This window comes from Burkholderia sp. MSMB1078WGS, assembly GCF_001528895.1.
GTDB lineage: Bacteria > Pseudomonadota > Gammaproteobacteria > Burkholderiales > Burkholderiaceae > Burkholderia.
This window is the reverse complement of the sequence record NZ_LPDI01000071.1, coordinates 91,045-116,892: the sequence shown is the minus strand read 5'-3', so window position 1 is coordinate 116,892 and position 25,848 is coordinate 91,045. Positions and strand designations below refer to the sequence as shown.

Annotated in this window: 22 protein-coding genes; 16 read left to right on the top strand and 6 right to left on the bottom strand. The window is 64.2% G+C overall.

The features are described 5' to 3' along the window. Window positions 1–116: 116 nt before the first annotated feature. Window positions 117–1,556, bottom strand: coding sequence for an APC family permease (locus WT24_RS17540; RefSeq protein ID WP_060035178.1), 1,440 nt, complete (start codon window positions 1,554–1,556; stop codon window positions 117–119). A gap of 291 nt (window positions 1,557–1,847) precedes the next feature. After that, window positions 1,848–2,756: a helix-turn-helix domain-containing protein gene (locus WT24_RS17535; protein WP_257127510.1), complete on the bottom strand. Its 909-nt coding sequence runs from the start codon at window positions 2,754–2,756 to the stop codon at window positions 1,848–1,850. Here WT24_RS17535 and WT24_RS34465 point away from each other — a divergent pair. The 7 genes from WT24_RS34465 to WT24_RS17510 all read left to right on the top strand — a co-directional run bounded on the left by WT24_RS34465 (window position 2,745) and on the right by WT24_RS17510 (window position 10,142). Continuing rightward, window positions 2,745–3,077, top strand: coding sequence for a hypothetical protein (locus tag WT24_RS34465; RefSeq protein WP_179949363.1), 333 nt, complete (start codon window positions 2,745–2,747; stop codon window positions 3,075–3,077). The two genes, WT24_RS17535 and WT24_RS34465, sit on opposite strands and share 12 nt — an antisense overlap. 258 nt (window positions 3,078–3,335) lie before the next feature. After that, window positions 3,336–4,664, top strand: coding sequence for an MFS transporter (locus WT24_RS17530; RefSeq protein WP_060035176.1), 1,329 nt, complete (start codon window positions 3,336–3,338; stop codon window positions 4,662–4,664). Between the two features lie 565 nt (window positions 4,665–5,229). Further along, window positions 5,230–6,528, top strand: coding sequence for a hypothetical protein (locus WT24_RS34455; protein ID WP_156441828.1), 1,299 nt, complete (start codon window positions 5,230–5,232; stop codon window positions 6,526–6,528). A gap of 122 nt (window positions 6,529–6,650) precedes the next feature. Further along, window positions 6,651–6,905 (top strand): hypothetical protein, encoded by a 255-nt coding sequence (locus WT24_RS34450; RefSeq protein ID WP_156441827.1) that lies wholly within the window; start codon window positions 6,651–6,653, stop codon window positions 6,903–6,905. Window positions 6,906–7,089: 184 nt separating this feature from the next. Continuing rightward, the gene (locus tag WT24_RS17520) at window positions 7,090–8,091 is read left to right on the top strand and encodes a sterol desaturase family protein (RefSeq protein ID WP_060035172.1); all 1,002 of its coding nucleotides are present in this window, start codon (window positions 7,090–7,092) and stop codon (window positions 8,089–8,091) included. 62 nt (window positions 8,092–8,153) lie between these two features. Continuing rightward, a complete protein-coding gene (locus WT24_RS17515; protein WP_257127509.1) occupies window positions 8,154–8,507 on the top strand; it encodes a 2Fe-2S iron-sulfur cluster-binding protein in 354 nt (117 codons plus the stop codon). A gap of 378 nt (window positions 8,508–8,885) precedes the next feature. After that, window positions 8,886–10,142: an NAD(P)/FAD-dependent oxidoreductase gene (locus WT24_RS17510; protein WP_060035257.1), complete on the top strand. Its 1,257-nt coding sequence runs from the start codon at window positions 8,886–8,888 to the stop codon at window positions 10,140–10,142. Between the two features lie 209 nt (window positions 10,143–10,351). Here the strand turns inward: WT24_RS17510 and WT24_RS17505 are convergent, their stop codons facing one another. Together WT24_RS17505 and WT24_RS17500 are read right to left on the bottom strand one after the other, a co-directional pair. Next, entirely contained in the window at window positions 10,352–11,305 is a 954-nt protein-coding gene (locus WT24_RS17505; protein ID WP_060035169.1) for a helix-turn-helix domain-containing protein, read from the bottom strand. A 253-nt stretch (window positions 11,306–11,558) separates the two neighbouring features. Then, the gene (locus WT24_RS17500; protein ID WP_060035167.1) at window positions 11,559–12,863 is read right to left on the bottom strand and encodes an alginate export family protein; all 1,305 of its coding nucleotides are present in this window, start codon (window positions 12,861–12,863) and stop codon (window positions 11,559–11,561) included. 688 nt (window positions 12,864–13,551) lie between these two features. Between WT24_RS17500 and WT24_RS17495 the strand changes: the two genes are divergently transcribed. After that, window positions 13,552–14,961 (top strand): alpha/beta hydrolase domain-containing protein, encoded by a 1,410-nt coding sequence (locus tag WT24_RS17495; RefSeq protein WP_257127508.1) that lies wholly within the window; start codon window positions 13,552–13,554, stop codon window positions 14,959–14,961. Here WT24_RS17495 and WT24_RS17490 read toward each other — a convergent pair. Both WT24_RS17490 and WT24_RS17485 read right to left on the bottom strand, forming a co-directional pair. After that, window positions 14,958–15,485 (bottom strand): hypothetical protein, encoded by a 528-nt coding sequence (locus WT24_RS17490; RefSeq protein WP_257127507.1) that lies wholly within the window; start codon window positions 15,483–15,485, stop codon window positions 14,958–14,960. The genes WT24_RS17495 and WT24_RS17490 overlap by 4 nt on opposite strands. Window positions 15,486–15,632: 147 nt before the next feature. Next, window positions 15,633–16,334 carry a FadR/GntR family transcriptional regulator gene (locus tag WT24_RS17485; RefSeq protein ID WP_034209092.1) on the bottom strand — a complete coding sequence of 234 codons (702 nt, stop codon included), beginning with the start codon at window positions 16,332–16,334 and terminating at the stop codon, window positions 15,633–15,635. A 233-nt stretch (window positions 16,335–16,567) separates the two neighbouring features. Between WT24_RS17485 and WT24_RS17480 the strand changes: the two genes are divergently transcribed. From WT24_RS17480 to WT24_RS17445, 8 genes are read left to right on the top strand one after another with little or no spacing between them, the layout of a single operon-like run. After that, a complete protein-coding gene (locus WT24_RS17480) occupies window positions 16,568–18,112 on the top strand; it encodes a sugar ABC transporter ATP-binding protein (RefSeq protein ID WP_060035165.1) in 1,545 nt (514 codons plus the stop codon). After that, window positions 18,105–19,136: an ABC transporter permease gene (locus WT24_RS17475; protein WP_060035162.1), complete on the top strand. Its 1,032-nt coding sequence runs from the start codon at window positions 18,105–18,107 to the stop codon at window positions 19,134–19,136. The genes WT24_RS17480 and WT24_RS17475 overlap by 8 nt, the downstream gene beginning before the upstream one ends. Before the next feature lie 42 nt (window positions 19,137–19,178). Continuing rightward, on the top strand, window positions 19,179–20,126 hold the full coding sequence (locus WT24_RS17470; protein WP_059794465.1) for an ABC transporter substrate-binding protein: 948 nt from the start codon (window positions 19,179–19,181) through the stop codon (window positions 20,124–20,126). Between the two features lie 36 nt (window positions 20,127–20,162). Beyond that, entirely contained in the window at window positions 20,163–21,179 is a 1,017-nt protein-coding gene (locus WT24_RS17465) for an aldo/keto reductase (protein WP_060035161.1), read from the top strand. Then, on the top strand, window positions 21,176–22,051 hold the full coding sequence (locus tag WT24_RS17460) for an amidohydrolase (protein ID WP_060035159.1): 876 nt from the start codon (window positions 21,176–21,178) through the stop codon (window positions 22,049–22,051). The genes WT24_RS17465 and WT24_RS17460 overlap by 4 nt, the downstream gene beginning before the upstream one ends. A gap of 22 nt (window positions 22,052–22,073) precedes the next feature. After that, the gene (locus tag WT24_RS17455) at window positions 22,074–23,084 is read left to right on the top strand and encodes a zinc-binding alcohol dehydrogenase family protein (RefSeq protein ID WP_060035157.1); all 1,011 of its coding nucleotides are present in this window, start codon (window positions 22,074–22,076) and stop codon (window positions 23,082–23,084) included. A gap of 31 nt (window positions 23,085–23,115) precedes the next feature. Further along, window positions 23,116–24,294 (top strand): D-mannonate oxidoreductase, encoded by a 1,179-nt coding sequence (locus WT24_RS17450; protein WP_059506231.1) that lies wholly within the window; start codon window positions 23,116–23,118, stop codon window positions 24,292–24,294. After that, a complete protein-coding gene (locus tag WT24_RS17445; protein ID WP_060035155.1) occupies window positions 24,291–25,814 on the top strand; it encodes a UxaA family hydrolase in 1,524 nt (507 codons plus the stop codon). Before WT24_RS17450 ends, WT24_RS17445 begins: the two co-directional genes overlap by 4 nt. The last annotated feature ends 34 nt before the right edge of the window (window positions 25,815–25,848 follow it).

Here is a 25,848-nt window from a genome sequence, read left to right as displayed (position 1 = left end):
TCGGAATAGGGAATACCCGCGCCGGCGCGACGCATCGCAGGTCGCGTCGGCGGCGGGACATCCTCGGGGAACGCGCAATGAGACGACGGTGCGGCGCGGCACCGTCCGGGCGGCGGCTACTGGACGGCGCGTCCGAGTGCGCGGTACAGGTCGGGGTCGCTGCGCTTCAGCCGCAGCGCGGCACGGATGCCGAGCGCGCCGACGGCGACCAGGAAATACGGAAACATCGCGACGAAGGTCGAATCCGATCCGCTCAGCACTGACAGGTTGCGCACGACCAGCACGAGGCAGGCGCCGAGCGCGATCACGCTGACGAGCGGCGCGATCAGGCGGTGCACGACGCCGGCGTCCCGATGGTCGCGCGCGAAGAACGCGATCACCGAGGCCGCCACCAGGATCTGCACCGCGATGATGCCGATCGTGGCCAGCGCACTCATCCACGAGAACACGACCGCGAACGGGTCGAGGCGAAAGGCCGCCGAGCCGGCGATGGCCGCGAGCGCGATCAGCGTCTGCACCTTGCCGGCGACGTCCGGGCAACGATGCACGGGGCACGTATGGCCGAGCTTGCGCCACAACACGCGCTCGCGGCCCATCGCGTAGAAATAGCGCGTGATCGTGTTGTGGAACGACAGGATGGCCGCGAAGAGGCTGGTGACGAGCAGGACGTTCATCGCGTCCGTCGCGATGCCGCCGAGCAGCCGGCCGCTGACGGCAAACCAGAGATTGGCCGGATCGTGCGCGGCCTGCGCGGCGATCCCGCTCTCGCCCCAGGCCTCGACGATCGCCCACGACGACAGCGCGTAGAACGCCATGATGAGGATCACGGCCAGATAGGTGGCGCGCGGAATCGTGCGCTTCGGGTCGCGCGCCTCCTCGGAGAAGATCGCCGTCGCCTCGAAACCCATGTACGAACCGAGCACGAACACGAGCGCGGTGCCGAGCCCGGGCGCGAACACCATCGCCGGGCTGAACGGTTTCGCGCTGAAGCCGCCGGCGCTCGCGCCGTGCACGACGATCGCGAGATCGAGCAGCATGACGATCGCGATCTCGCCGATCATCAGCATGCCGAGCAGCCGGCCGCTGAACTCGATGCGCCGCGCGCCGCAGACGTGCACGGCGACGACGCACGCAAGCGCGAACGCCCACCACGGCACGTCGACGCCGTAATGCCGCTGGATGCTGTCGTTCAGGAAGAAGCCGAACATGCAGTAGATCGCGATCTGCACCGCGTTGTACGCGACGATCGCGACGAATGCGCCGCCCACGCCGGCAGGGCGGCCCAGTCCGTTCGCGATGTACGCATAGAAGGCGCCCGCATTGGAGATGTGTCGGCTCATCGCCGCATAGCCGATGCTGAAGATCAGGTACATGACGCCGGCCAGCACGAATACGCCGGGCACGCCCGGGCCGTTGCCGAGCGAGAATGCGGCGGGTGTCGCGCCGACCATCGCGGTGAGCGGTGCGGCCGCGGCGACGACGAAGAAAACGATGTGAGAAAGTCCGACGGCGTTCTGGCTGAGCCCCGCTTCGGACCGGGGTGACGATTCGTTCATGGGTAGTCCTGCTGGCCGGATCGTCCGTCAGGAGTCGACACCGGCATGCCTGATCGATATTCCCGTGCCGTGCGCCGATCCTGACGAGCCGGCAATCGATGCCGACCTCCGCTGACGACACGGGTGTGCGCTTCGACGGCCGCTCGATGCGGTGCAGCGCGCAAGCGAGCAGGGCCGACGACAAAATTTACGGTGCCGAAAAGACGGGCGTTGTCCGTTATCGGCAATCCGCATGCGCTGGGGCGGCAGGGGATTACCCGGATGCGCCGCCGCCATGCGTCTGTCGTGCGCTCAGCTCAGGCGCGGCGTGTGCGACGGCAGCTCGTGGAAATGCTGCTGGTAGTACGCGGAGAAGCGTCCGAAGTGACAAAAGCCGAATTGCGCCGCCGCGTCGCCGATCCGCATCGTGTCGGGCGTCGTCATCAGGAAGCGGCGCACGGCGTTCAGCCGGATCGAGCGGAGATAGGCGGTCGGCGTGGTGCCGGCCACGTTCTGGAAACTGTATTGCAGCGTGCGGCGGCTGATGCGCAGGTGGTGACAGAGATCGATCACCGTCGGCACGTCGTCGCATTCCAGTGCGATTTCCTGGCTGCGGCGCACGATGTAGCTTTGCGTCGAGGCCGACGGCAACGCGCCGGCATCCACATCGTCGGACTGCACGAGGTCGAGCAGGATGCCGACGACACTGTACGCGAGCACGCGTTCGTCGAATGTATCGCGCGCGGTGAGCGAACCGCTGTCGAGCGCCTGGCAAAGCACGCGCTCGAGCGCGTCCAGCGCTTGGCCGTAGCGTGCGGGCGAGATCGGCAGCACCGGCTGCTTCAGGATGCGGGCGGGCAGGTTCGCGAGTTCGTTCAGTTCGCGATCGGCCGTGAGCGTGCTGTCGATCGTGAAGGCGAGCACCTCGGTGTCGCACGGCAGATGCGCGACGAACTCCTCGCCGCCGCGCAGAGTCAGCAGGCTCGGGCGCTCGACGGTGCGCCCCTGGACCACGGGCGCGACCGCACTGGCGATCGGCAGCGCGAAGCAGAGCCGGTCGCGCGGCGCGAGGCCGTGCTGCATCACGCGCTGGTTGATGCGTTCGCGAAAGACGTGGAAACGCTGGCCGGCGACCTGGCGCAGTGTGGTCGTCGCGGTGCCCGGACTGATCTGGTCGTAGTGCTGCGACCAGTTCACGATCGCCTGGGAATGGAGGAACACATCCGAGAAGCACAGTGTTTCGGCGCGCAGGTTCATGGCGTGGCTAATGCATTCCGTCTCAAATTCGATGCCGGCAGAAGCCGGTTCATGCTGCCAGGGCGCGGGCAGCGCGATCGCGACATGCGTGCGGCCGGCATGGATCGCTTCCGAAGGCGTCGTGCGACGCGACCGGTGCTGCCGGCGATCATATCCAGAAAAAAACAGCCGGTGACGCGATCGAAACCCGTTGACGACCATATTTTTTTGAAATCTCATTTTAAGGGATTCAATTTATTTTCGAGGTGGGGTTTACGCATGGCGTCGTGCGATACCTTGCAATGAAGGCGCGGTGATCAATGCAACCGTAGAGCATCGCTATTTTCTTACAATTCTGACGAATGCAGGGAGGGGGACGGCGCACGCGGGGTCCGGCATATTCCCTCGTGTTAACTACCAATAAATCCCGAAATACGGGATTTGTATAATTACCCTGCGGCACTTTCCCTGCTCGTGCACGCGCAACGCACGTCGGCGCCGTCGATCGCGGCCCCGAGCAATGCAGGCGGCTGCCGACGCATTTCCACCTACCGGGAGCGGTCCATGTCCGAATCACCCCCTGCCGTCTTGTACCGCCGGATCGCGCTGCGCGTGATTCCGTTCCTGTTCCTTTGCTACGTCGTCAACTTCGTCGATCGCGTCAACATCGGGTTCGCCAAGCTGCAGTTCCTGCAGGACCTCGGCTTGAGCGAAGCCGTGTTCGGCTCCGCGACGGCCATCTTCTTCATCAGTTACGCCGCCTTCGAGGTGCCGAGCAACCTGGTGCTGGCGCGCATCGGCGCGAGCCGCACGCTGATGCGGATCATGGTGCTGTGGGGCCTTTGCACGGTGGCGCAGATGTTCGTGACCGGCAGCGTGTCGCTGTACGTGGTGCGCTTTCTGCTCGGCGCCGCCGAGGCCGGCTTCTTTCCGGGCCTGATCCTGTACCTGTCGTACTGGTTTCCGGATGCGGTGCGCGCTCGTGTCAACAGCGTGCTGCTGCTCGCCGTTCCGGTGGCCGGGATGATCGGCGGGCCGCTGTCCGGCTGGATCATGGCGCACATGCAGGACACGATGGGGTTGCGCGGATGGCAGTGGCTGTTCCTGATCGAGGGATTGCCGGCCATCGCGCTCGGCCTCGTTGCGCCGCTGATGCTGAGCGACCGGCCGGAACAGGCGGCATGGCTGTCGCCGCCGGAGCGGCAGGCGCTCCTGCGTGATCTGGACGCGGAGCGGGCCTCGGCCGTGGTCGGCCATGGCCGGGTCGGCGTGCTCGACATCGTTCGCAACGGTCGTGTGCTGGGGCTTGCGGCGATCTATTTCTGCGTCTACGTCGGCATGGGGACGGTGACGTTCTGGTCGCCCACGGTGCTCAAGGCGGCCGGTGTGGCGAGCGTCTCCGGAATCGGTTGGTTGTCCGGACTGATTTCCGTGTTCACGATGATCGGCAACGTGGCGATCGCATGGAGTTCCGACCGATTTGGCGAGCGCCGGTGGCATACGGTGGTGTGCATGCTCGTCACAGCGTGCAGCCTGTTGCTCCTGCGCTTCTCGGTCGGTCATGTGTGGATCACCGTGGCCTTGCTTGCGATCGCGCAACTGTGCGCGTTCACCGTGCCGATCGTGTTCTGGACGATTCCGGCGGCCCAACTGACCGGCCGCGCGGCGGCGGCGGGCATCGCGGTGATCAGCATGCTGGGTTCGCTGGGCGGCGCGTTCAGTTCATGGCTGGTCGGCGCGCTGTTTGCGCGGACCGGCACGCCGTATGCCGGGCTCGCGGTGGCTGCGGGGCTGCTGGTGGTCGGCTCGGTGCTGGTGACGAGCCTGGTGCCGCGCACACTGCCGCCGCGCCGCACGGCGAGCGAACGGGCGGCGTTGCAGGGTCTCGAATAGCGCGTTGCCGGGGCCGCGTGTCGCGACGCCGACGGCCCCTGCCGCGTCGCCGCCATCGGCTCGGGCGAACCGGCTGGATCAAGGCGCGCGACGCCTGGGAGCAGCACGGCGTAACATTGAGCCGCTTCACCGCTTGGTTGACCAGCAGCTGAAGCGGCCTCAACGGGTGATCGGCCGGCACGAAGGCTTCCAGCTTCGCCGCCGCGAACAGCGGTTCCTGCATTCGTGCATTCCGCGCATCATTCTCATTTGCCCAAGGTCATGAACGATATCGCTAACGCACCGCTCGCAACGCCCGGTTACACCGTTGAGAAGTTCAACAGCCAGCTAGTGAGTTCCCTAGCGTCCGCTACGGTTGCCGTTTTGGGCTATGGCCTTCGGGCGCGAGTTCCTATCATCGCAGCTTGTCGCGATCGGGATGCAGTCGGTCGGAACGAATGACCGACGCAATCATCGGCGCCGGTTGCGAGCGTGGCCGCTTGCGTGCCGCCCTGGCGGGTACGGGCGCCCGGCTGACGAAAGCAAGTGTCCGGGCATGTCCCCGCACAATCCAGGGAGGCCCAGCATGCTAGAGGACAAAGACACAAGGCGGCTCGTTGCTCACGGGGAACGCATTCAAAAAAGTGGCGTGCTCGGAAAATCGGCGCAGATCAATCGTCTTTTTGAATTGCTGCTTGAACGCTCGCTGGCCGGCGCCGCACCGAAGGAAATCGAGATTGCGCAAACGGTCTTCGGCAAATCCATCGACATGGATCTTGCCGCTGATGCGACCGTGAGGGTGCACGTCCACCGGCTACGGAAGAAACTCGAAGAACTGCCTCCGGACGAGCATGGCGAACGCTTGGCCCTTCCGCGCGGGGAATATCGGCTCGTCGTCATTCCGCCTGCTGAGGCCGAGGCAGACGATTGTGCCGCGTCGCCTCGCCGCCCTCTGCGCGGCGCCAGGGTTTGGTTCGCAGGGGGCGTCATGCTTCTCGTCGGGCTCAATCTGATTTGCTGGAGCTGGTTCGCAAGCACATCCGCCGGAGACGCTCGCCTCGATACCAATCTCTGGCGTGCGCTAGCGGGCAGCCATATTCCGACTCTTATAGTTTATGGCGGTGATTATGTTTTCGGCGAACTGGATTCCAACAACGAGGTTTCCCGCCTGATATTCGACACCCGAATTCATTCTGCTGATGAGTTGGGTCAGTACAAATTGCGGACGCCGGGGGCGAATCAGAAATATATCGACCTGAACACCTACACCCTCCCCGAAGGAGTGGCGCCGGCTATGGCTGCCATTACTCCCATCATTGCGACCGCGCGAGCCGGTGAACTACCGTCGCTGCAATCCATCGCGATGTCGCGCTTTACCAACAATATGTTACGGACTCACGATCTTGTTTATGTTGGCTTGTTGAGGAGTCTGGCGGACCTCAAAGAACCCCTTTGCGATATTTCGGGTTTCTCTTTGTCGGACGATGGCGATACGCTTGTCGATCGGGCGAGCGGGAATAAGTTTCAATCCGATTGGGATAACCCTTCGACCCAGGGGATTATGCGTCGTGACTATGCTTATATAGCCAGCTTTCCGGGATCATCGGGAAATAATATCGTCGTTATTGCAGGAACCCGGGATCCTGCGCTTATGGAGGCGATAAATGTTGCGTCGAGTAAATCCGAACTGGATAAACTGAAAACGAGTCTTGGTGCTGATAACACATTCGAAGCACTGTACGAAGTCCGTACATTCGGGCCGTCGAATGTCGGTAACAAGCTGGTCATTGTTCGCCATCTCAAGGTCGGTCAGATGTGGCCTGTAAGAGAAAGCGAGCTTGCTCCCAAAAAAAACGGAGCCGCCGAACCCGCTGAAGCAAAATAAAAAAACAGCGTTGCGTACGACAATCCAGAGGGCCGGTCCAGGATTGAGATCGTGGTTGGCTTGCAGGACGCGTCTATTTCGACAGCAATCAGGATGTGCTCTCGATGCCACATCGAGATTGAATGCTTGATATCGCGCTGTCTTCTATTTCTTTCTCCGTTTCTCTCGTCTTGAAACGTCGTTTTTCGGCTGGTCGTTTTTCGGCTGGGCCGAACTGGAGCGTGCCGGCAGCGAGCGGAGCAGCAAGGCGCAAGCAACGCATGTCGGAATCGATGTTCCCGCGATCCGCATGCATCCGCCATGCGATGAAGCCGGGTTTACCCCCCGGAACCGGCGATGTCCGGTCACGCGAAAACGTCGGAAAAACCGTTCGTTAACCGTTCATCCACCGTTCGTTACTGGCCCGCAGCGAGCCTGCAGACCACCATGAACTCACTATCCCGGCGGCAACGTTTTCCTCATCGAGCGGGCCGCCGGGCATAGACGGTACCTGACAAGAGCGGCGTATGCGACTCGCGGCCCTGTCCTGGCTCGTAACAATATGCAATCCCGGAGACGAAGATGATAAATGAGACATGGAGCTCGATTGCCGACTTTTATGACCCTACCATCGAAATGCTGCAGCAGTGGGCATGGGGTCTTCCGCTTTATTTCGTGGTGGTTGCGTGGGTCGGTTTCCTGGCAAGAAAAGAACGCGGCCCGGTGACGCTACGGGCGGTGGTGAGGTCCGTATTTCCGAAGGATCAGTACGATCATGCTTCGGCTCGTGTGGATCGATGGAACGGCATTATTGTCCTGGCGATCGGTTTTCCACTGTCCGTGTTTGTCGCGATTAATGCGATCTCGGTAGCGGACAATCTCGCGGGTTTTCTGGCGGCGCATTTTGGCGCGCAATCCCCCCTGATGCACACCGACTGGAAGATGGTCGCGGTTCAGTTCACCGTATATTTTTTGGCTTTGGATTTTTCCGGCTACTGGGTGCACCGCTGGTGCCACGAGGTTCCCGTCCTGTGGCCGCTGCACAAGCCGCACCATACAGCCGAAACGCTGACGCCATGGACGCTGTTTCGTCAACACCCGGTTGAATTCTTTTTTCTGAACACGATTCCGTCGTTCTTTGCCGGCGTCGCGCTGGGCTTGCTGCTTTACGCCACGGGAACCACTGTCAATCCGGGGACCGTGACGGTGATAGGAATTCAGGTTTACGTTTCCTTTTTTGTCGTAGACACGATGTCTCACGTACACGTGCACGTTTCCTACGGCAACTGGGTGAATCGTATCGTCCTCGCACCCGTCATGCATAACCTCCATCACAGCATCGAGGTGCCGCATCGAGATAAAAATTACGGGGTTATCTTGACGTTATGGGACTGGATGTTCGGGACCCTTTATCTGCCGAAAAAGAACGAAACATGGCGCTGGGGGCTGAATGAAGTGGAGTTTGGGGAAAAGAATCCTCACAAAACCCTGAGAGGTTTCTATCTCGAGCCATTCGTTTCGTTCTGGCAGGGTTTGCGTCAAATCGGCGCTCGTCAGGATACCGTGACGCCAACCCACGAATGAGCTTTCGCCGGCGGGCGGATATCCAACTCGCACGCAGGACTCGATATCGAACAGAGTCACGCGTGCTCATTGAAAAACTATCTTTCTTGAATATGCCAAAAGTTACCTATATCGAATCGAATGGCGACGAACACGTCGTGGTCGCGCTGGACGGCGCCAATGCAATGGAGACGGCACTGGAAAATGGAGTGCCCGGTATCGACGGCTTTTGCGGCGGCCAGGCCTCATGTGCGACTTGCCATGTCTATGTCGACGAATCCTGGCTCGGCGTGACCGGCAAAGCCGATCCGGCGATCGAGCTTGCCTTGCTCGAGCCGTTGGGTGCAACGAAGGAGAACAGCAGGCTGGCTTGTCAGATCAAGTTGACACGAGAATTGCACGGTCTGGTCCTGAGAATGCCGGAGAAGCAAGGTTAGGAGGGGCGGCTATCCCACCCCTGTTCCTGACGGCGATGAACCCGGGCTCGAATACGGAGCTTCGTGTTTCGTGCCCCTTCGTATGCGTTGTACATCGACGGGCGCCGCGACCGTTCGGCGATCGGAGACGTTCTCGGATGGACGTCTCCGATCGTCTGCGGGCGAGACAGGCTCGTCATCCTCTTCAACGCACTTGCAAACCGTACTGCCCGGCAAATGATCCGCGTCGTCGAACATCGGTGCGGCCGCGCGGTTGTCGAAGCGTCGGCTTGCCCCGCACGTCGTCCGTGAAGGCCAGTTTCGGCGCGCACGTTGCGCGCCGTGCACCGATCCGGTTCGAACCCATGGACCGCCGGGGTGTTTCCTCGGGAGACAATTTTGACATCCTCAAAAAAAGCCCGGCTCGTTATCGTCGGGGCCTCGTATGCCGGAACCCATCTCGCCGCGGCCGCGCGCGAACAGGGATTCGATGGACCTATCGTCCTGATCGGAGACGAGCCGCACGCGCCCTACCAGCGCCCGCCTCTTTCCAAGGGCCTGCTCACCGGCAAGACCGGTATCGGCCAACTCGCGCTGCGCAGCCCGGATTTCTACACCGAGCAATGCATCGATCTGCGCGTGGGGCAACGCGCTACAGCGCTGGATCTGGCCGCGCGCCGCGTGCGGCTGGCGGACGGCGAGAGCCTCGAATACGACTGGCTTGCACTCGCTACGGGAGCGCGCTGCCGCCCGCTTCCGGTTCCCGGCGCAGAACTTCAGGGCGTGCATCAGCTGCGCACGCTGGAGGACGCGCTGGCGGTGCAGCGCAGGCTCGGCCGTTGCTCGAGCGCGTGCATCGTCGGCGGCGGATTTATCGGCCTGGAGGTCGCGGCCGCGCTGATCTCCGCCGGAACCCGGGTTACCGTGGTCGAAAGCCAGACGCGCCTCCTCGCACGCGCCTTTCCGGCGTTCATGTCGGACTATGTGGCGCAGGCGCACCGTCAGCGCGGGGTTTCGCTGGAGCTGGGCCGCAGCGTACGGGCGCTGACGGGCCGCCAAGGTAGCGTCGAGGCCGTCCAGTTCGACGATGGCCGCACGGTGGATTGCGACCTGGTCGTAGCGGGTATCGGCGTGTTGCCGAACGTGGAGCTTGCCGATGCCGCCGGCATCGCCTGCAACGACGGCATCCTTGTCGACGCGTTGGGCCGCACCTCGGTGCGGAACGTACTGGCCGTCGGCGATGTGGCGAACATGACGCAGCCGTCTTTTCCGGGCAGTCCGGCCAGAATGCGGTTTGAATCCATCCAGGCCGCCAGCGACGGGGCGCGTGCGGTGGCCTCGGTGCTGGTCGGTCGGCCTCGACCGCTTTCGGCCGTGCCGTGGTTCTGGAGCGAGCAGCACGACCTGAGATTCCAGATGGCCGGACTGCCCGCATCCGGAGACCAGATGGTATTGCGCGGAGCACCCGCCAGCGATCGCTTCACGGTGTTCTACCTTCGGGCCGGTGCGGTGGCGGCCGCGCATTCCGTCAATCGGCCGTCGGAACATGTGCTGGCGCGCAAGCTGATCGTGCAGCGAACGCGTATCCCTGCCGCGATGCTGGCCGACCCGACAGCGGATCTCAAATCCCTGATTGACGTCGGACAGGTGAATTGACCCGTCATCCTCGGCGTACGTCGGGTGCTTCGCATACGCGGGTCGCCGCTCGCCTATCGGCCATCACGTGAATCTGCGCACGCGCTCCGGCAGCGACTTCGGTCGCGGAAGACGAGGGGCAGGGCGGTGGCCGCGGCCGTCGGAATGGATGCAAGGCTCCCGCATGACCACCGGGCCCGGCGATCGGATCATGCCGGCTCGCCGATCGTCTATCCGTCGTTCCGAACCGGCCTTTTGGTATGCGAAGGCAACTCGCCGAAGAGTTCAAGGTAGTCCTCGGCGAAATGGCTCAAGTGGAAGAATCCCCATCGGGCGGCGGCATCGCCGATCAGGAGTTTGGATGGATGCGTCGACATCAGGCTGCGACGCACGCCGTTGAGCCGCACGGACCGAAGGTAATTCGACGGTGTCGTTCCGGTCACCGATCGAAAGCTGTTTTGCACCGTGCGCCGGCTGACCTGCAGTTGCTGGCACAGCTCCATCACACTGGGAACATCGATTCTCTCCGACATGGCCAGGTGATGACATTTCTCGACGATGAAACTTTGGGTGGAGCTGCCGTTGCGTTGACGTAGATTGCAATCTGGACTGCTGATCAGTTGAATAATTTCGTGAAGAACGAATTGCTCGAATGCGCCTTCGTCATGCTGGATGGTGCTGCCTTCGTCGTCGAAGAACGCCTCCGAGAATATCGCGAGCAGGCGACGGCGGCACGCGTTCAGGCGCGGTTTGGGCAACCGGATGACGGGTTGCTTGAGGAGCGTCGTGATCTCGTGGGCGTTCGTGAGGGTCGATAGTGCCGATTCGAACATGTCGCGATCGAAGTTGATCGAGAGCATATCCATGCCCGTTGGCATATGAAACATGAACTCCTCGCCGCCACGCAGAAAGAGAACGCTGTTGCAGTCTGCCTTGCGGCCTTGCATGACGACCGATCCGGACGCGGAAATCGGTATGGCGAAGCAAATCTTTTCTGACGGAGCTGCGCCGTGTTGAACGACGCGCTGGTTTATCCGTTCCCGAAAAAGGTGGCAGCGCACGCTCGTAAGTTGCATCAGCGAGCTTTCGAGCGAACCCGCCGATATCTGGCTGTAGGTTTGATTCCAGTGCTTGATCGACGCTGCGTGGGCATTCACGTCATCAAATCGGTCGATGCTCTTCATGACAAGAAATCTCGGCGGGGGGGCGACGGAAGTGCGTAGGGCGATTGATTGTTTTTGGCCAGGTGAAATTCTGCAAACAAATCGCGCGTCGTCCCAGCGGGAGAAACCCGCGGATGCCATGCCAGGAAGCGGGGCGCCTTCGCCGATCCAGCAGTTCCGTCAAGTGCGATGCGCCGAGGGGCGTACGCGAATGCGATTGCTATGGAGTCCGATGCCGGCGCTGCAATGTGCGGCAGGCCGGTCGGCGATCACGCTAGAAATTCGCGACGATCATGAGGTTGGCGTAGAAGTTCGCGGCCGCGCTACCGGTCTGGTTTCCGCCGTTTGCGGCGTATTTGCGTGGCTTGTAGACACCGAAGTTCGGGGAAAACTGGAGGTTCTTGGTGATGGCCCAATCCAGATAGAGCGTCAGCTCGGACGCGTCGAGATCGAGGGTGGAGCGATTGGACAACGTCCGGAAATTGAAATACATCAGGGTCACGGTCAATTTTTCGGACGGGTGGACTGTGAGCCCGACGTCCTGGATGCGCGTGTTGAAGTTGTATGAAAACGAGTAGTTGGATGCGATTTCACCCTGGTAGCGATCGCCAAATCCTCCCTGGAACAGAGAGTCGAAATCCTTCGAATAACGCGTGTAGCGATAGCTCAGCGACGGCTGCCACCGGACATTCTGGAACGTATATCCGGCTTCGGCATACCATCCGTTGTCGTTCCCGGATCGCTTGGTTTGGTACGCATATTCGAACGCGAAATGCGTATTGGGGACGCCCGCGTCACCGCCGCCTCGAATACTGTACGTGTTCATCCCCGGGCGATCGAGGCGGCTCGGTGTGCTGACATATCGCTTGTCGATGCTGATGCCATGGATAAAGGTCAGCCCGAGCGTTCCCGGCTGGGCCGTATAGTCCAGGGTGCCGACGGCCAACTCGGTATCGGCTTGCAGATGATTGTTCGATTTGAGCCAGATGGCGCTTCCGTGCCATCCGGTGTCGCCGCCTAGCCGTAGCACCGCGGTTCGCGAGAAAGCCACGCGCGATGCCAGATAGTAAGCGCCACCACGATCATAGCGGCCGTCGTCTACGGCTCGGCCAGCGCTGACCTTGTCTCCTTTGATCAGGAAACCGGAGCCCACGTTGACGTACTGGCTGCCCGCGGAAATGTCGATACCGTCCTTTCCCAATGCCGGAATCAAGTCGCCGGATTTCCAGCCGAGGTAGGCGTCCTCGAGCGCGTTGCGGCGTTCGCGACCGGTCGTAAAGCCGCCAGGATCGCCCTCGCCCCACGTGGCCGAGCCGAGAAGACTCACGGCACCGTAGATCGAAGCTGCGTCGGAGAGTACCGTGCTACCGCTCAAGCCATACTTGAGATAACCCTCCTGCCACCGGGTAGGCCCCGGACGGTCGATATAACTGCGCTGGACGCTGAAAAACCCGTAGCCCACGCTCAAATTCGCGTCAAGGTTCGTGACCCCGTCATGATAGAACTCGTATGCGCTTGCGGGCGACGAAAATGTGCCCACAAGCAGCGCTGGAAACAAAATTCGGATAACGGAATGCATGGGATTGTCCTGAAATGTGCGACCGGTTGGAATTTTTCTCTACTCGTGGTGCCGTGCGTACAGCGCGCCGCCGACAGGAGATGGCGCGTCATTGAAGTCGTGACGAGCACTGCGAATTGCGGGTTCGAGTGTTGAGTTGTGATGTCACGAGGTGGTAGCCCAAATCAGCACAAAGTACGCGGGGCGGGTGCAGGAGGCGATGCGAAACGTGGCGACGCGATAGGGCCGTTGCCGTCAGCGGTTTCCTTCCGGAAGGGTATTCCCCCGGTTGCGTACGGAGTTGCCGTTTCTGGATATTCGGCTGCTTGGAGACGCTGTTTAATTCTTCGTCGAGCAGCCAGCGTGCGCTCCCTCGATCGACATTGCGGAGAGAAGGTGACCGGGTCTTGCCGAAATCGAGGGTGGCGCCAACTGTCCGAAGGAAGAACCCATGCCGGAATACTGTTCGTCAGCGAATACGAGATGCTGGAAATGGAAGGGCCGGCGCTTTCGTCGCGACGTGGCGTGGGACGCCCGAATGACGTTCGTGAAGCGATGTCGTACATCGCGCGCTTCGCGCAGTGACAAGACTCATCAATAGTGGAACATTCACATGCACGGTCTGATAGAGAAAGCTCGATACGTTGTCCTGATGGGAATCATGATCGCGTCAGGCGCGTCCGCACCGGTTAACGCGGAGGTCCCACGAATGCCCAACGTCGTCGAAGTCCCGCCCTCCGGTAAGCTGCCTCTGTCATCGGCTTCCCGCCCTGGAACCGAATACATCGATTTGGCCAGATACGGGTACGCCGAAAAGGAGTACTACCTATCCGGTGTCGCGCCGGTCATTACCTCGACCGGAAAGACGATGTTCCAGGCGCCGTACCTGACACGGATTCTCGTTCGCGCGCCGACGGACCCGTCCCGCTTCAACGGGACCGTGATAATCGAGCCGTTCAGCTGGTTCGGAGAGCGCGGCGCCGGCTGGATCCTTACCCGGAAATATCTGCTGAGTCGCGGATACGCTTACGTCGGATATACGCTCAACAGCAACAAGCCTGCGGTCGACCCCAAGTTCATCTCGGATACACCCAAAGAAGAGGCGGACCAGATCGCATTGTATGGAAAGATCGTCAACTTTGATTTCATGCGTCGATTCGATTACGCGCGTTATGCGCCGCTGGGTGTGTATTACGATCCGGAACACTTCAAGCTCGGCAACGTACCGGATCCTTTTATTCCGCAATCACAAGGTATCGGCGCGCAGTTGGCGCTGTTGTTGAAATCCAATACGCCGGAAAGTCCGCTCGCGCCGCTGAACGTTCAGCGCGTCTATGTCGATAGTTGGGCGGTGACGGCGCAGGTGTGGATGGACTACCTCGATCAGGGACGCCACCAGCAATGGCGGATGCCGGACGGTCGTCCTTTGATCGATGCGTACATGGCAGGGCGCATGGCCTATGGCGAGGTCGGGGGCGAGTCGATTCGCGTTCCACAAAAGATGCCGGATGGCGCGCCGTTCGTGACAATCTTCAGCGAATCCGAATTGATGCACGATGTGCTCGCCGGCATTCCGGTGCCGCCGGACACCGACAGCCCTCAACTTCGCTATTACGAAGTAACCGGGATGCCGCATCTGCGGAAGGCCGATCTCGGCACGGATGAGAAGGAGCTGTTGGCCGCCGACGTTGGCAAGGGTAACGATCCGCGCTGTCGAACGCTCTACGACGAGCCGGTCGAGGACGTTGTCTCCGCCGTCCTGGACGGTATGGACAAGTGGGTACGAGACGGCAAGATCATGCCGAAGGCGCCAAGGGTCATCCGCAACGGAAAGGCCGTCGTGCGCGATCCGGTGACCGGCAATATGGAGGGCGGAGTCCGCCCGCCGTGGATCCAGGTGCCGTCCGCCACCTACATGACTGATCAGGAAACGGGTTGCGGTCTGATCTACGACACAAAGGTTCCGTATTCGAAGAGCAAGCTGGTCAAGATGTACGGAAATTATCAAAACTACCAGAGCGCATTCGAGAAGGCGAAAGAAAAGGCGGTCAAGGAGGGCTACCTCTTGCCGGACGACGCAGCTGCGCTTCGGCCGATTGCGAAACCCGGGGATTTCTAATCAAGACGATGTTGAACAAGGAGGGGGAATCCCCTCCTTTTCCTTTGCAATTCCGCCAAGTTGGCGAGCTTGCCGGCGTGAAGCGCCGCGACAATCGTCGCCGCCGGAAGAAACCCGCTTATTACGAGAAAAAGGCTCGCGAGCAAGCAGCCGAGCCACGCATCGCGCGCTCGGCACGCAGCGATGGCGAACTGTTGATAGTCCGATCCTGTGATCACCAGAAAGCCGACCGCTGCGATGGTCACCAGTGCATCTGCTCGCGGCGCAGCGCGGGTCTCCTGAATGAAAGACGGCCAGGCACGCAGGTACACGTTGAGTCCATCGCAGTGGACCAGTGCATGCGCAAGGGCGATGTTTGTTGCCAGCAGGCAGCATGCGAAGAACATCGATGCCATGCCGAGCTCAATGGACGACATGACCAGCAGCGCCGCAGCAATCAGCGTCAGTGCTTGCGTCGGCGGGAGTCCCACCGCAACAGGCACAGCGATACCGCCGTGGATCTGCGCGGCCAGTACACCGGCCAACCGGGCGGGGTCAGTCGACGCCGGACGCGACGATCCTGGCGCCTTCGCGCAGCAAGCACCCGGGTTTTTCAACCAGGACCGGGACGGAAGCCGGGCCGGCCTCGCGTGACGACGCGCTCGCCGACGCGTGCCGGCGAGCACGTGAGCTCAATCCGGATCGGCTTTGAGCCCGCCTTCGATCCACCGCGCTTCTGACGCACGAAGATGTGCGCGGATCGCCGTCTGCGCGGCGATCGGATCGCCGGCCTGCAACGCGAGGAGCACGTCCTCGTGCTCGCGCACGGCGGCGGTCCAGGTCTGAGGATTCTCCGCGTGGCCGCGCATGGCCGTCGCGATCGGGTCGTGGCGGCTGTCGAACAGCTCGCCGACGAAGCGGGTGAGCACCGAATTGCCGGCGGCTTCCGCGATCAGCATGTGGAACTGCCGGTCGGCTTCGACCGGGGATTTGCCGGCCTCCGCGAGCCGCTTCATGCGCTGCACCGTGCGGCGCAGGCGCTCGAGCATCGCGGCCGTCATCCGCGCGGCGGCCAGCGCGGCGACGCTGCCTTCGACGGCCGCGCGGGCCTGCATCAATTCCGACGGGCTGTCGCCGAGCGTGGCCATCGGGCCGACCGCATCGGCCGCCGTGTCGCGCACATACACGCCGGAGCCCATCCGGATCTCGATCTGGCCGCCGATTTCCAGTGCGATCAGCGCCTCGCGAAGCGACGGGCGCGAGACGCCGAGCGTCAGCGCCAGCTCGCGTTCCGGCGGCAGCCGCTCGCCGATCGCGAATTCGCCCTGGCGAATCAACGCGACGATCTGGGCCGCGACCGATTGGTAAAGCCGCTTGGGTTCTGTCGATTTCATCCGATGCAGTGGGATCAATGCGCTTTCGGCGCAAGCGCGTGTCGCGGAGTCTATCACGTGCGCCGCTTCGCCCAGTGCGGCGGCCCGTTGATCCCGATGTCCGGGTTTTCACCATTGGTAAGATCGGATGTGAATAGTTAAATTGGCTTGACCAAAATTGGTTTGATTGCTGTAATTCGTCTAAATTGGACTGACCAGAGGATGCCGAGGTCGATCCACCCCAAGGAGACGCAATGGCATTGCCTCGCAATCTGCCCGATCAGGTCGTCCAGGACGAAGCGGACCGGGAGATCCTGTGCCTGGAAGGGATTCGCAAGCGTTTTCCGGGCGTGCTGGCGCTCGACGGCATTCGCCTCGACCTGCGCCGCGGCGAAGTGCATGCGGTGTGCGGCGAAAACGGTGCGGGCAAATCCACGCTGATGAAGATCATCAGCGGTCAGTACCTTCCCGACGAGGGCGTCGTTCGCTATCGCGGCGCGCCGGTGCGCTTTCGTTCGGCCTCCGAAGCGCAGGCGGCCGGCATCGCGATCATTCACCAGGAGCTCAATCTCGTCCCGCACCTGAGCGTGGCGGAGAACCTGTTCCTCGCACGCGAGCCGCGGCGCGGGCCGTTCGTCGATACGAGGCGCATGAATGCGGATGCGGCGCGCTGCATCGCGCGAATCGGCCTGAACGTCGCGCCGACGACGAAGGTCGGCGTGCTGTCCATCGCGCAGCAGCAAATGGTCGAGATCGCGAAGGCGCTGTCGCTCGATGCGCGCGTGCTGATCATGGACGAACCCACGTCGTCGCTGACGGAAGCGGAAACGGTGCAGCTCTTTCGCATCATCGAGGAACTGCGCGCCGACGGCGTGGCGATTCTGTATATCTCGCACCGGCTCGACGAAATGGCGCAGATCGTCGATCGCGTGACGGTGTTGCGCGACGGGCGCCATATCTCGACGGACGATTTCGCCGACGTGAGCATCGACGACATCGTCGCGCGCATGGTCGGACGCTCGCTCGACGACGCCTATCCGTCGCGGCAGTCGGCGCCGACGGGCGACGTGCTGCTCGACGTGCGGGACCTGCGCCGCGACGGCGTGTTCGGGCCGGTGTCGTTCGCATTGCGCCGCGGCGAGATCCTGGGTTTCGCGGGATTGATGGGCGCCGGGCGCACCGAGATCGCGCGCGCGATCTTCGGTGCGGACCGTCCCGACGGCGGCACGATCGCGCTGCACGGCCGGCCCGTGACGATCCGCTCGCCGCGCGAGGCGATCCGGCACGGCATCGCGTATCTGTCGGAGGACCGCAAGACGGAGGGGCTCGCGCTGTCGATGCCCGTCGCGGCGAATCTCACGCTCGCGAACGTGCGCGGCATCGCGTCGCGTCTCGGGTTCCTGCGCTTCGACGACGAATTGAACGTGGCGCGCCGCTACGTGCAGGACCTCGCGATTCGCACGCCGTCCGTGCATCAGCGCGTGCGCAACCTGTCCGGCGGCAACCAGCAGAAGGTCGTCATCGGCAAATGGCTTTACCGCGGCTCGAAGATCCTGTTCTTCGACGAGCCGACGCGCGGCATCGACGTCGGCGCGAAATTCGCGATCTACGGGCTGATGGACCGGCTCGCCGCCGACGGCGTCGGCGTGGTGCTGATCAGTTCGGAACTGCCGGAGCTGCTCGGCATGACCGACCGGATCGCCGTTTTTCACGAAGGTCGATTGACCGCATTGCTCGACACGAAACACACCAGTCAGGAGGAGATCATGCACTACGCGTCGGGGCGTTCCCATGCTTGAAATGACATCCGATCGAAGCCAGGCCGACGAACGGGCGGCGCGACAGCGGCGGCGCGACCTGATCCAGAAGTTCGCGGCGCTGGGCAGTCTCGTCGTGCTCGTGTTCGCGTTCTCGATCTCGAGCGCGGCGTTCTTCTCGGTCGACAATCTGATGACGGTCGGCCTGCAGGTCACGTCGATCGCCTATCTGGGCGTGGCCGCGACCTGCGTGATCATCACGGGCGGCATCGACTTGTCGGTCGGCTCGGTGCTCGCGCTGGCCGGCGTGTGCGCGGCGCTGCTGGTCAAGGCCGGCGTGCCGGTGCCCGCCGCGATGGCGGCCGGCATCCTGGTCGGCGCGCTGTGCGGGCTCGTCAACGGCATCTGCGTGACGCAGATGGGCCTGCCGCCGTTCATCGCGACACTCGGCATGATGCTGGTCGCGCGCGGCATCGCGCTGCAGATCACGGGCGCGCGGCCGGTATCGGATCTCGGCGACGCGTTCGGCGCGCTCGGCAACGGCGCGCTGTTGCGGATCTCGCGCATCGGCGCGGACGGGTTCCCCGACACGACCTTTCCCGGCATTCCGTATCCGGTCGTGATCATGGTCGTGCTGTTCGTCGTGGTGTCCGTCCTGCTGTCGAGAACGGCGCTCGGCCGTCATATCTACGCGGTCGGGTCGAACGCGGAGGCGGCCCGGCTGTCGGGCGTGAACGTGCAGGGCGTGAAGCTGTTCACCTACGTGCTGTCCGGCGCGCTCGCGGGCGTGACCGGCTGCGTGCTGATGTCGCGGCTCGTCACCGGGCAGCCGAACGAGGGCGTGATGTACGAGCTCGACGCGATCGCCAGCTCGGTGATCGGCGGCACGTCGCTGATGGGCGGAGTCGGCACGATTTCCGGCACGGCGATCGGCGCGTTCGTGATCGGCGTGCTGCGCAACGGCCTGAACATGAACGGCGTGTCGAGCTTCATCCAGCAGATCATCATCGGCGTCGTGATCCTGGGCACGGTGTGGATCGACCAGTTGCGCAATCGCCGGCCCTGACCGGCAGCAAGCAGTCCCTACCAACGAGAAGCGGAGCGAGACATGAACAAATCCATCCTGCTGGCGGCATCGGCGTGCGTGTTCGCGGTATGCAGCAGCGGCGCGCAGGCGGCGGGCGGCGAGATCGCCGTGATCGTCAAGACGGTCAATTCGAATTATTGGCAGAACGTGCAGAAAGGCGCGAAGGCGGCGCTCGACGGGGCCAAGGGCTACACGATGACGTTCCAGGGGCCGGCGGCCGAGTCGGACATCAGCGGGCAGGTCAACATGGTCGACAACGCGGTCACGCGTCATGTGGCAGGCATCGTGCTCGCGCCGTCCGACCCCGATGCACTCGTCCCCGCGATCAAGAAGGCGTGGGAAGCGCACATTCCCGTCGTGCTGATCGACTCGGCCATCGCGGACGCCGGCAAGCCGTATTACCAGGCGTTCCTGTCGACCGACAACGAGAAGGCGGGCGCGCTGTGCGCGAAAGCGCTGATCGACCGCGTCGGGCAATCCGGCAAGATCGCGATCATGTCGTACGTGCCGGGCGCGGGCTCCGAGGTCAGCCGCGTCGGCGGGTTCCGCAAATATATCGAGAGCCATTCGAAGCTGCAGATCGTCGGTCCGTACTACTCGCAATCGCAAATGGCGACCGCGCTGAACCAGACGACCGACGTGCTGTCGGCGAACCCGGACCTGAAGGGCATCTTCGGCGCGAACGAGCCGACCGCGGTCGGGATGGGCCGCGCACTGAAGCAGTCGGGCAAGGCGGGCAAGGTGGTGGCGATCGGGTTCGACGGCAACGAGGATCTGCAGGGCTTCGTGCGCGACGGCACCGTGCAGGCGATCGCCGTGCAGGGATCCTGGCAGATGGGGAACCAGGGCGTGCGCACGGCGCTCGACGTCATCGCGCGCAAGCCCGCGCCGAAGCTGATCGATACCGGCGTCGTGATGGTCGACAAGCAGAACCTCGATTCGCAGGCGGCGAAGAATGTCCTGTACTGACCGGCCGTGCCGCTTTCTCGTATCGAGTCGCGACTCATGAACGCAAACGACACGCACAGCTTGCCGCGCAGCGGGATGACGATGTCGGCCCTCGGTCTCGGCTGCTCGCAGCTGGGCGGCCTTTATCGCCCGATGTCGGCCGTCGATGCCGCTGCGCTCGTCGACGCCGCGTGGGCGGCCGGCCTGCGCTATTTCGATACCGCGCCGTTTTACGGCTACACGCTGTCCGAGCGGCGCGTGGGGGCGGCGCTCGCCTCGCGCGAGCGCGGCGCCTTCACGCTCAGCACGAAGGTCGGGCGGCTGATGCGCGCCGACGCGAGCGTGCGGCCGGGCGACGACGGCTGGGCCGAGCCGCTGCCGTTCCGGCCGGTCTACGACTACAGCTACGACGGGATCATGCGCTCGCACGACGATAGCCGGCAACGGCTCGGGCTCGCGCGAATCGACATGCTGTACGTGCACGACATCGGCGCGATGACGCACGGCGATCGTCACGCGCACTATTGGGAACAGTTGACTCGCGGCGGCGGGTTTCGCGCGCTGGAGGCGCTGCGCTCGGGCGGCGAGATCGGCGGGTTCGGTCTCGGCGTGAACGAATGGGAAGTCGCGGCCGATGCGCTGAACGAAGCGGCGCTCGACGCCGTGCTGCTGGCCGGCCGCTACACGCTGCTCGAACAGACGGCGCTTGAACCGCTGCTCGACGCGTGCGCCCGTGAAAGGACGGGCATCGTGATCGGCGGCGTGTTCAACTCCGGCCTGCTCGCCGGCAACGGCAAGTTCAACTATGCGGACGCGAGCGCCGACGTGATCGACAAGGCCACGCGGCTCGGCACGCTGTGCAACCGCTTCGACGTGCCGCTTCCCGCCGCTGCGTTGCAGTTTCCGTTCGGCCATCCGGCCGTCGTGTCGTGCGTGGTCGGCGCGCGCAGCGTGGCCCAGTTGAAGCAGAACATCGCATGGTTCGAGCGCCCCGCACCGGCCGAACTATGGGATGCGCTGCGCGACGAAGGCCTCATCGCTGCGCACGCACCGGCTCCGGGAGCACGCGCATGACCGTTCGCATCGACGCCCATCAGCACTACTGGCGAATCGGCGCGCGGGCCGGCTGCTGGCCGCCGGCCGAACTCGACACGATTCACCGGGATTTCGGCCCCGCCGATCTGGCGCCGCTGCTCGATGCCGCGCGCATCGACACCACCGTCCTCGTGCAATCGCTGTCGAGCGAAGCCGACACGCGCTTTCTGCTCGATCTCGCGGCCGCCACGCCGAGCGTCGGCGCCGTGGTCGGCTGGGTCGACATGAAGGCCGACGACGCGCCGGCGCGGATCGCCGCGTTCGCCTCCGCGCCGAAGGCGCGCGGCTTGCGACCGATGCTGCAGGATCTGCCCGACGACGCGTGGATCGACGATCCGCAACTGGATCGCGCGGTCGCCGCGATGCTCGAGCATCGGCTCGGTTTCGATGCGCTGGTGATGCCGCGCCATCTCGATGCGCTGCATGCATTCGCGCGACGCCATCCGGATCTGCCGATCGTGATCGACCACGGCGCGAAGCCTTTCATCGAGCGCGGCGTGCTGCAGCCGTGGCTGTCGGCGATGCGCAGGCTCGCGAGCCTGCCGAACCTGCATTGCAAGCTGTCCGGCCTGTGGACGGAGGCCGGGCCGTCGGCCGGCCCGGATGCCGTGCGCGCGCGCACGCGGCCGTATGTCGATGCGCTGGCCGAGCTGTTCGGGCCGACGCGCCTGATGTGGGGCAGCGACTGGCCGGTGTTGCGGCTGGCGTCGGCGTGCGGCGGCTACGGCGAATGGCTGGCTGCATGCGAGGACGACTGCGCGCGGCTGCTCGGCTCCGCTGCGCTGGCCGACCTCTTCGGCGGCAACGCGTGCCGCTTTTACCGGATCGACACCGCACGCCACGACGAATGAACCATAACGAAAGGAACCCGACATGCTCAGCGTGATTTGCGAATCCCCCGGCGTGCTGCGCGTACAGCAGCGCGAGCTGCCCGTGCGCGGCAGCGGCGAAGTGCTGTTGCGCGTGCAGCGCGTCGGCATCTGCGGCACCGATCTGCACATCTTCACCGGCAACCAGCCGTATCTCGACTATCCGCGCGTGATGGGGCACGAGCTTTCCGCGGTCGTCGTGGAGGCGGAACCCGAGTCGGGGCTCGGCGCCGGCGACGCGGTGTACGTGATGCCGTATCTGTCGTGCGGACACTGCGTCGCATGCCGTCACGGCAACACGAACTGCTGCGTGAACATCAAGGTGCTCGGCGTGCATCGCGACGGCGCGCTGGCCGAATACCTCAGCGTCCCCGCGCAATTCGTCCACAAGGCCGACGGCATTTCGCTCGACCAGGCGGCGATGCTGGAATTTCTCGCGATCGGCGCGCATGCGGTGCGGCGCGCCGACGTCCGTGCCGGGCAGCGGGCGCTGGTCGTCGGCGCCGGGCCGATCGGCATGGCCGCGATGATTTTCGCGAAGCTGCGCGGCGCCGACGTCACGTGCCTCGACACGCGGGCCGACCGGCTGGCGTTTTGCCGCCAGCATCTGGCGGTCGATGCGGCGGTGGAGGTGGGGGAAGACGATGCGGCGCGCCTCGCGTCGTTGACGAACGGCGAGTATTTCGATGCGGTATTCGACGCGACGGGCAACCTCGATGCGATGAATCGCGGCTTCGAATTCGTCGCGCACGGCGGCAAATACACGTTGATCTCGATCGTGCGCGGGCACGTCGCGTTTTCGGATCCCGAATTCCACAAACGGGAAACCACGCTGCTCGCGAGCCGCAATGCCACCGCCGAGGATTTCGCGACGGTGCTCGACGCGATGCGCGCGGGGCGCATTCCGGATCGCGCGCTGAACACGCACCGGATGCGGCTCGAAGAGGTGCCGGACGCGTTTCCGCGTCTGCTGGAAGCGGGGCAGACCGTCGTGAAGGCGCTCGTCGAATGCTGAGCGACCGAATCCGGCACGCGGAGCGCACGCGATGACGCCGCCGATCCTGCAGTTCGGCACGAGCCGCTTCCTGCTGGCGCACGTCGACCTGTTCGTGTCCCAGGCGCTGGACGACGGCAACGCGATGGGCGGCATCGGTATCGTGCAGACGACCGGCAATCCGGCCAGCCGCGCCCGCATCGACGCGCTGCGCGCCACCGGTCGCTATCCGGTGCGGATTCGCGGGCGCGACCGCGGCGGCATCGTCGACGAAGTCGTCGAATGCCGCGCCGTGCAGCGCGCGTGGGATGCCGAGCGCGACTGGGCGGAGATACGCCGTGCCGCGGTCGAGACGGTGCGCGTCATCGTGTCGAACACCGGCGACGCAGGCTATCGCGCCGATCCGCGCGACGCCGCGGACTTGCTGGACCGGCCGGAGCAAACCCCGCGCGGCTTTCCGGCAAAGCTGCTCGCGCTGCTGCATGCGCGCTGGCAGGTGCGACCCGACGACGGCATCTCCGTCCTGCCTTGCGAATTGGTGACCAACAACGGCGACACGCTGCGCGACATCGTGCTGGACCTCGCGCGCCGGTGGCGGCTGCCCGACGCGTTCGCCGACTATCTGTGCAACCGCTGCGTGTGGGTCAACTCGCTCGTCGACCGCATCGTGTCCGAGCCGCTGCATCCGGTCGGCGCGATCGCGGAGCCCTATGCGCTGTGGGCGATCGAACGGCGTGCCGGCATGGCGCTGCCGTGCCGGCACGCGCAGATCGTCGTCACCGACGATTTGCGCAGCCACGAGCGCCTGAAGCTGTTCTTCCTCAATCTCGGGCACAGCTGGCTCGCGGAGCAGTGGCTCGCGGCGGGGCGCGACGCATCGGAAACCGTGCTGGACGCGATGCACGATGCGCGGCTGCGCGACGGCCTCGAGGCGGTGTGGCGCGATGAAGTCGCGCCGGTATTCGTCGCGTTGGGCTTGCGCGAAACGGCGGAACGGTACGTCGACAGCGTGCGCGAGCGTTTTCTCAATCCGTTTCTCGCGCATCGCATCGCCGATATCGCGGTCAACCATCGCGAAAAGGTGGCGCGGCGGATCGAGCCGTTGCTCGCGCTCGCGGATTCGCTGACGCTGACGGCCGAACAACCCCGGTTGCGGCAACTCGTCGCCCGCCATGATCCGGCGGCCGGCGATCCGGCGGCCGGCGCAACGACAGGGAGACATGCATCGTGAAGCAACCGGCAATCGTGATCCTTCACGGCGACGACAACGTCGCCGTCGCACTCGACGCACTGGCGCCGGACGTGCCGATCGACGTGCGCGGCGCGCCGTTGCGGCCGGCGGCCGCGGTGCCGGCCGGCCACAAGATCGCCACGGCGCCGATCGCGCGCGGCGACGCGATCGTCAAATGCGGGCAGCCGATCGGCATCGCGCTGCGAGACATCGACGCGGGCGAGCACGTGCACGTGCACAACGTCGGGATGCCCGAGCGGCATGCGCATGACGACGCGCGTGCCGGCGACGCGCACGAGGTTCCGGCCGATCGCGCCGATACCTTCGACGGATTCGTGCGGCCCGACGGCAGCGTGGGAACCCGCAACTACGTCGGCGTGATCGCGAGCGTCAACTGTTCGGCGAGCGTCTGTCATGCGATCGCCGATGCATACCGGCACGGCGCGCTCGATGCGTTCGGTCATGTCGACGGCGTCGTCGCGATCACCCATCAGAGCGGCTGCGGCATGTCGGCAACCGGGGACGGCATCGAACTGCTGCGGCGCACGCTCGTCGGCTATGCACGGAACCCGAACTTCGCCGGCGTGTTGCTCGTCGGCCTCGGGTGCGAGGTCAACCAGGTCGGGGCGCTCGCGCAACGGCTCGATGCGGCCGCGCCGGGCACCGTGCGCACGTTGGTCATCCAGGACGAGGGCGGGGTGCGCGATACCGTGGCCCGCGGCGTGTCGATCGTGCGCGAATTGGTGGAGGCGGCCGACGGCGCGCGTCGCAGCGCGGTGCCGGCCTCGCGGCTGAAGGTCGGCCTGCAATGCGGCGGGTCCGACGGCTACTCGGGCATCACGGCGAACCCGGCGCTCGGCGCGGCCGTGGATCTGCTGGTCCGCAACGGCGGCACCGCGATTCTGTCCGAGACGCCCGAGATCTACGGCGCCGAGCATCTGCTGCTCGCGCGGGCGGCCTCGCGCGACGTAGCCGAGCGTCTGCGCGGCAGGTTGCAGTGGTGGGAGCGCTACGTCGCCGATCACGGCGGCGAAATGAACAACAATCCGTCGCCTGGCAACCTCGCCGGCGGCATCACGACGATTCTCGAGAAGTCGCTCGGCGCGGTGTCGAAGGGCGGGCGCTCGCCGCTGCGCGCGGTCTACGATTATGCGGAGCCGGTGCGGCAAGCCGGGCTCGTGTTCATGGATACGCCCGGTTACGACCCGGTGTCGGCGACCGGGCAGATCGCCGGCGGCGCGAATCTCGTGTGCTTCACGACGGGCCGCGGTTCGGTGTTCGGGTCGAAGCCGGTGCCGACGATCAAGATCGCGACGACGACCGGCCTGTTCGAGCGGATGCGATCGGACATGGATTTCGACAGCGGCGGGATCGTCGCCGGTTCGCTCACGGTCGACGAAGCGGGCGCGCGGCTGTTTCGGCTGATGCTCGACGTCGCCTCCGGACGACGCTCCCGCAGCGAGGACAACGGTATCGGCGAACGCGAGTTCGTGCCGTGGCTGCGCGGCGCGGTCATGTGACGCGAAAGGCGATGTGCGACCGCGTGCGCAATCG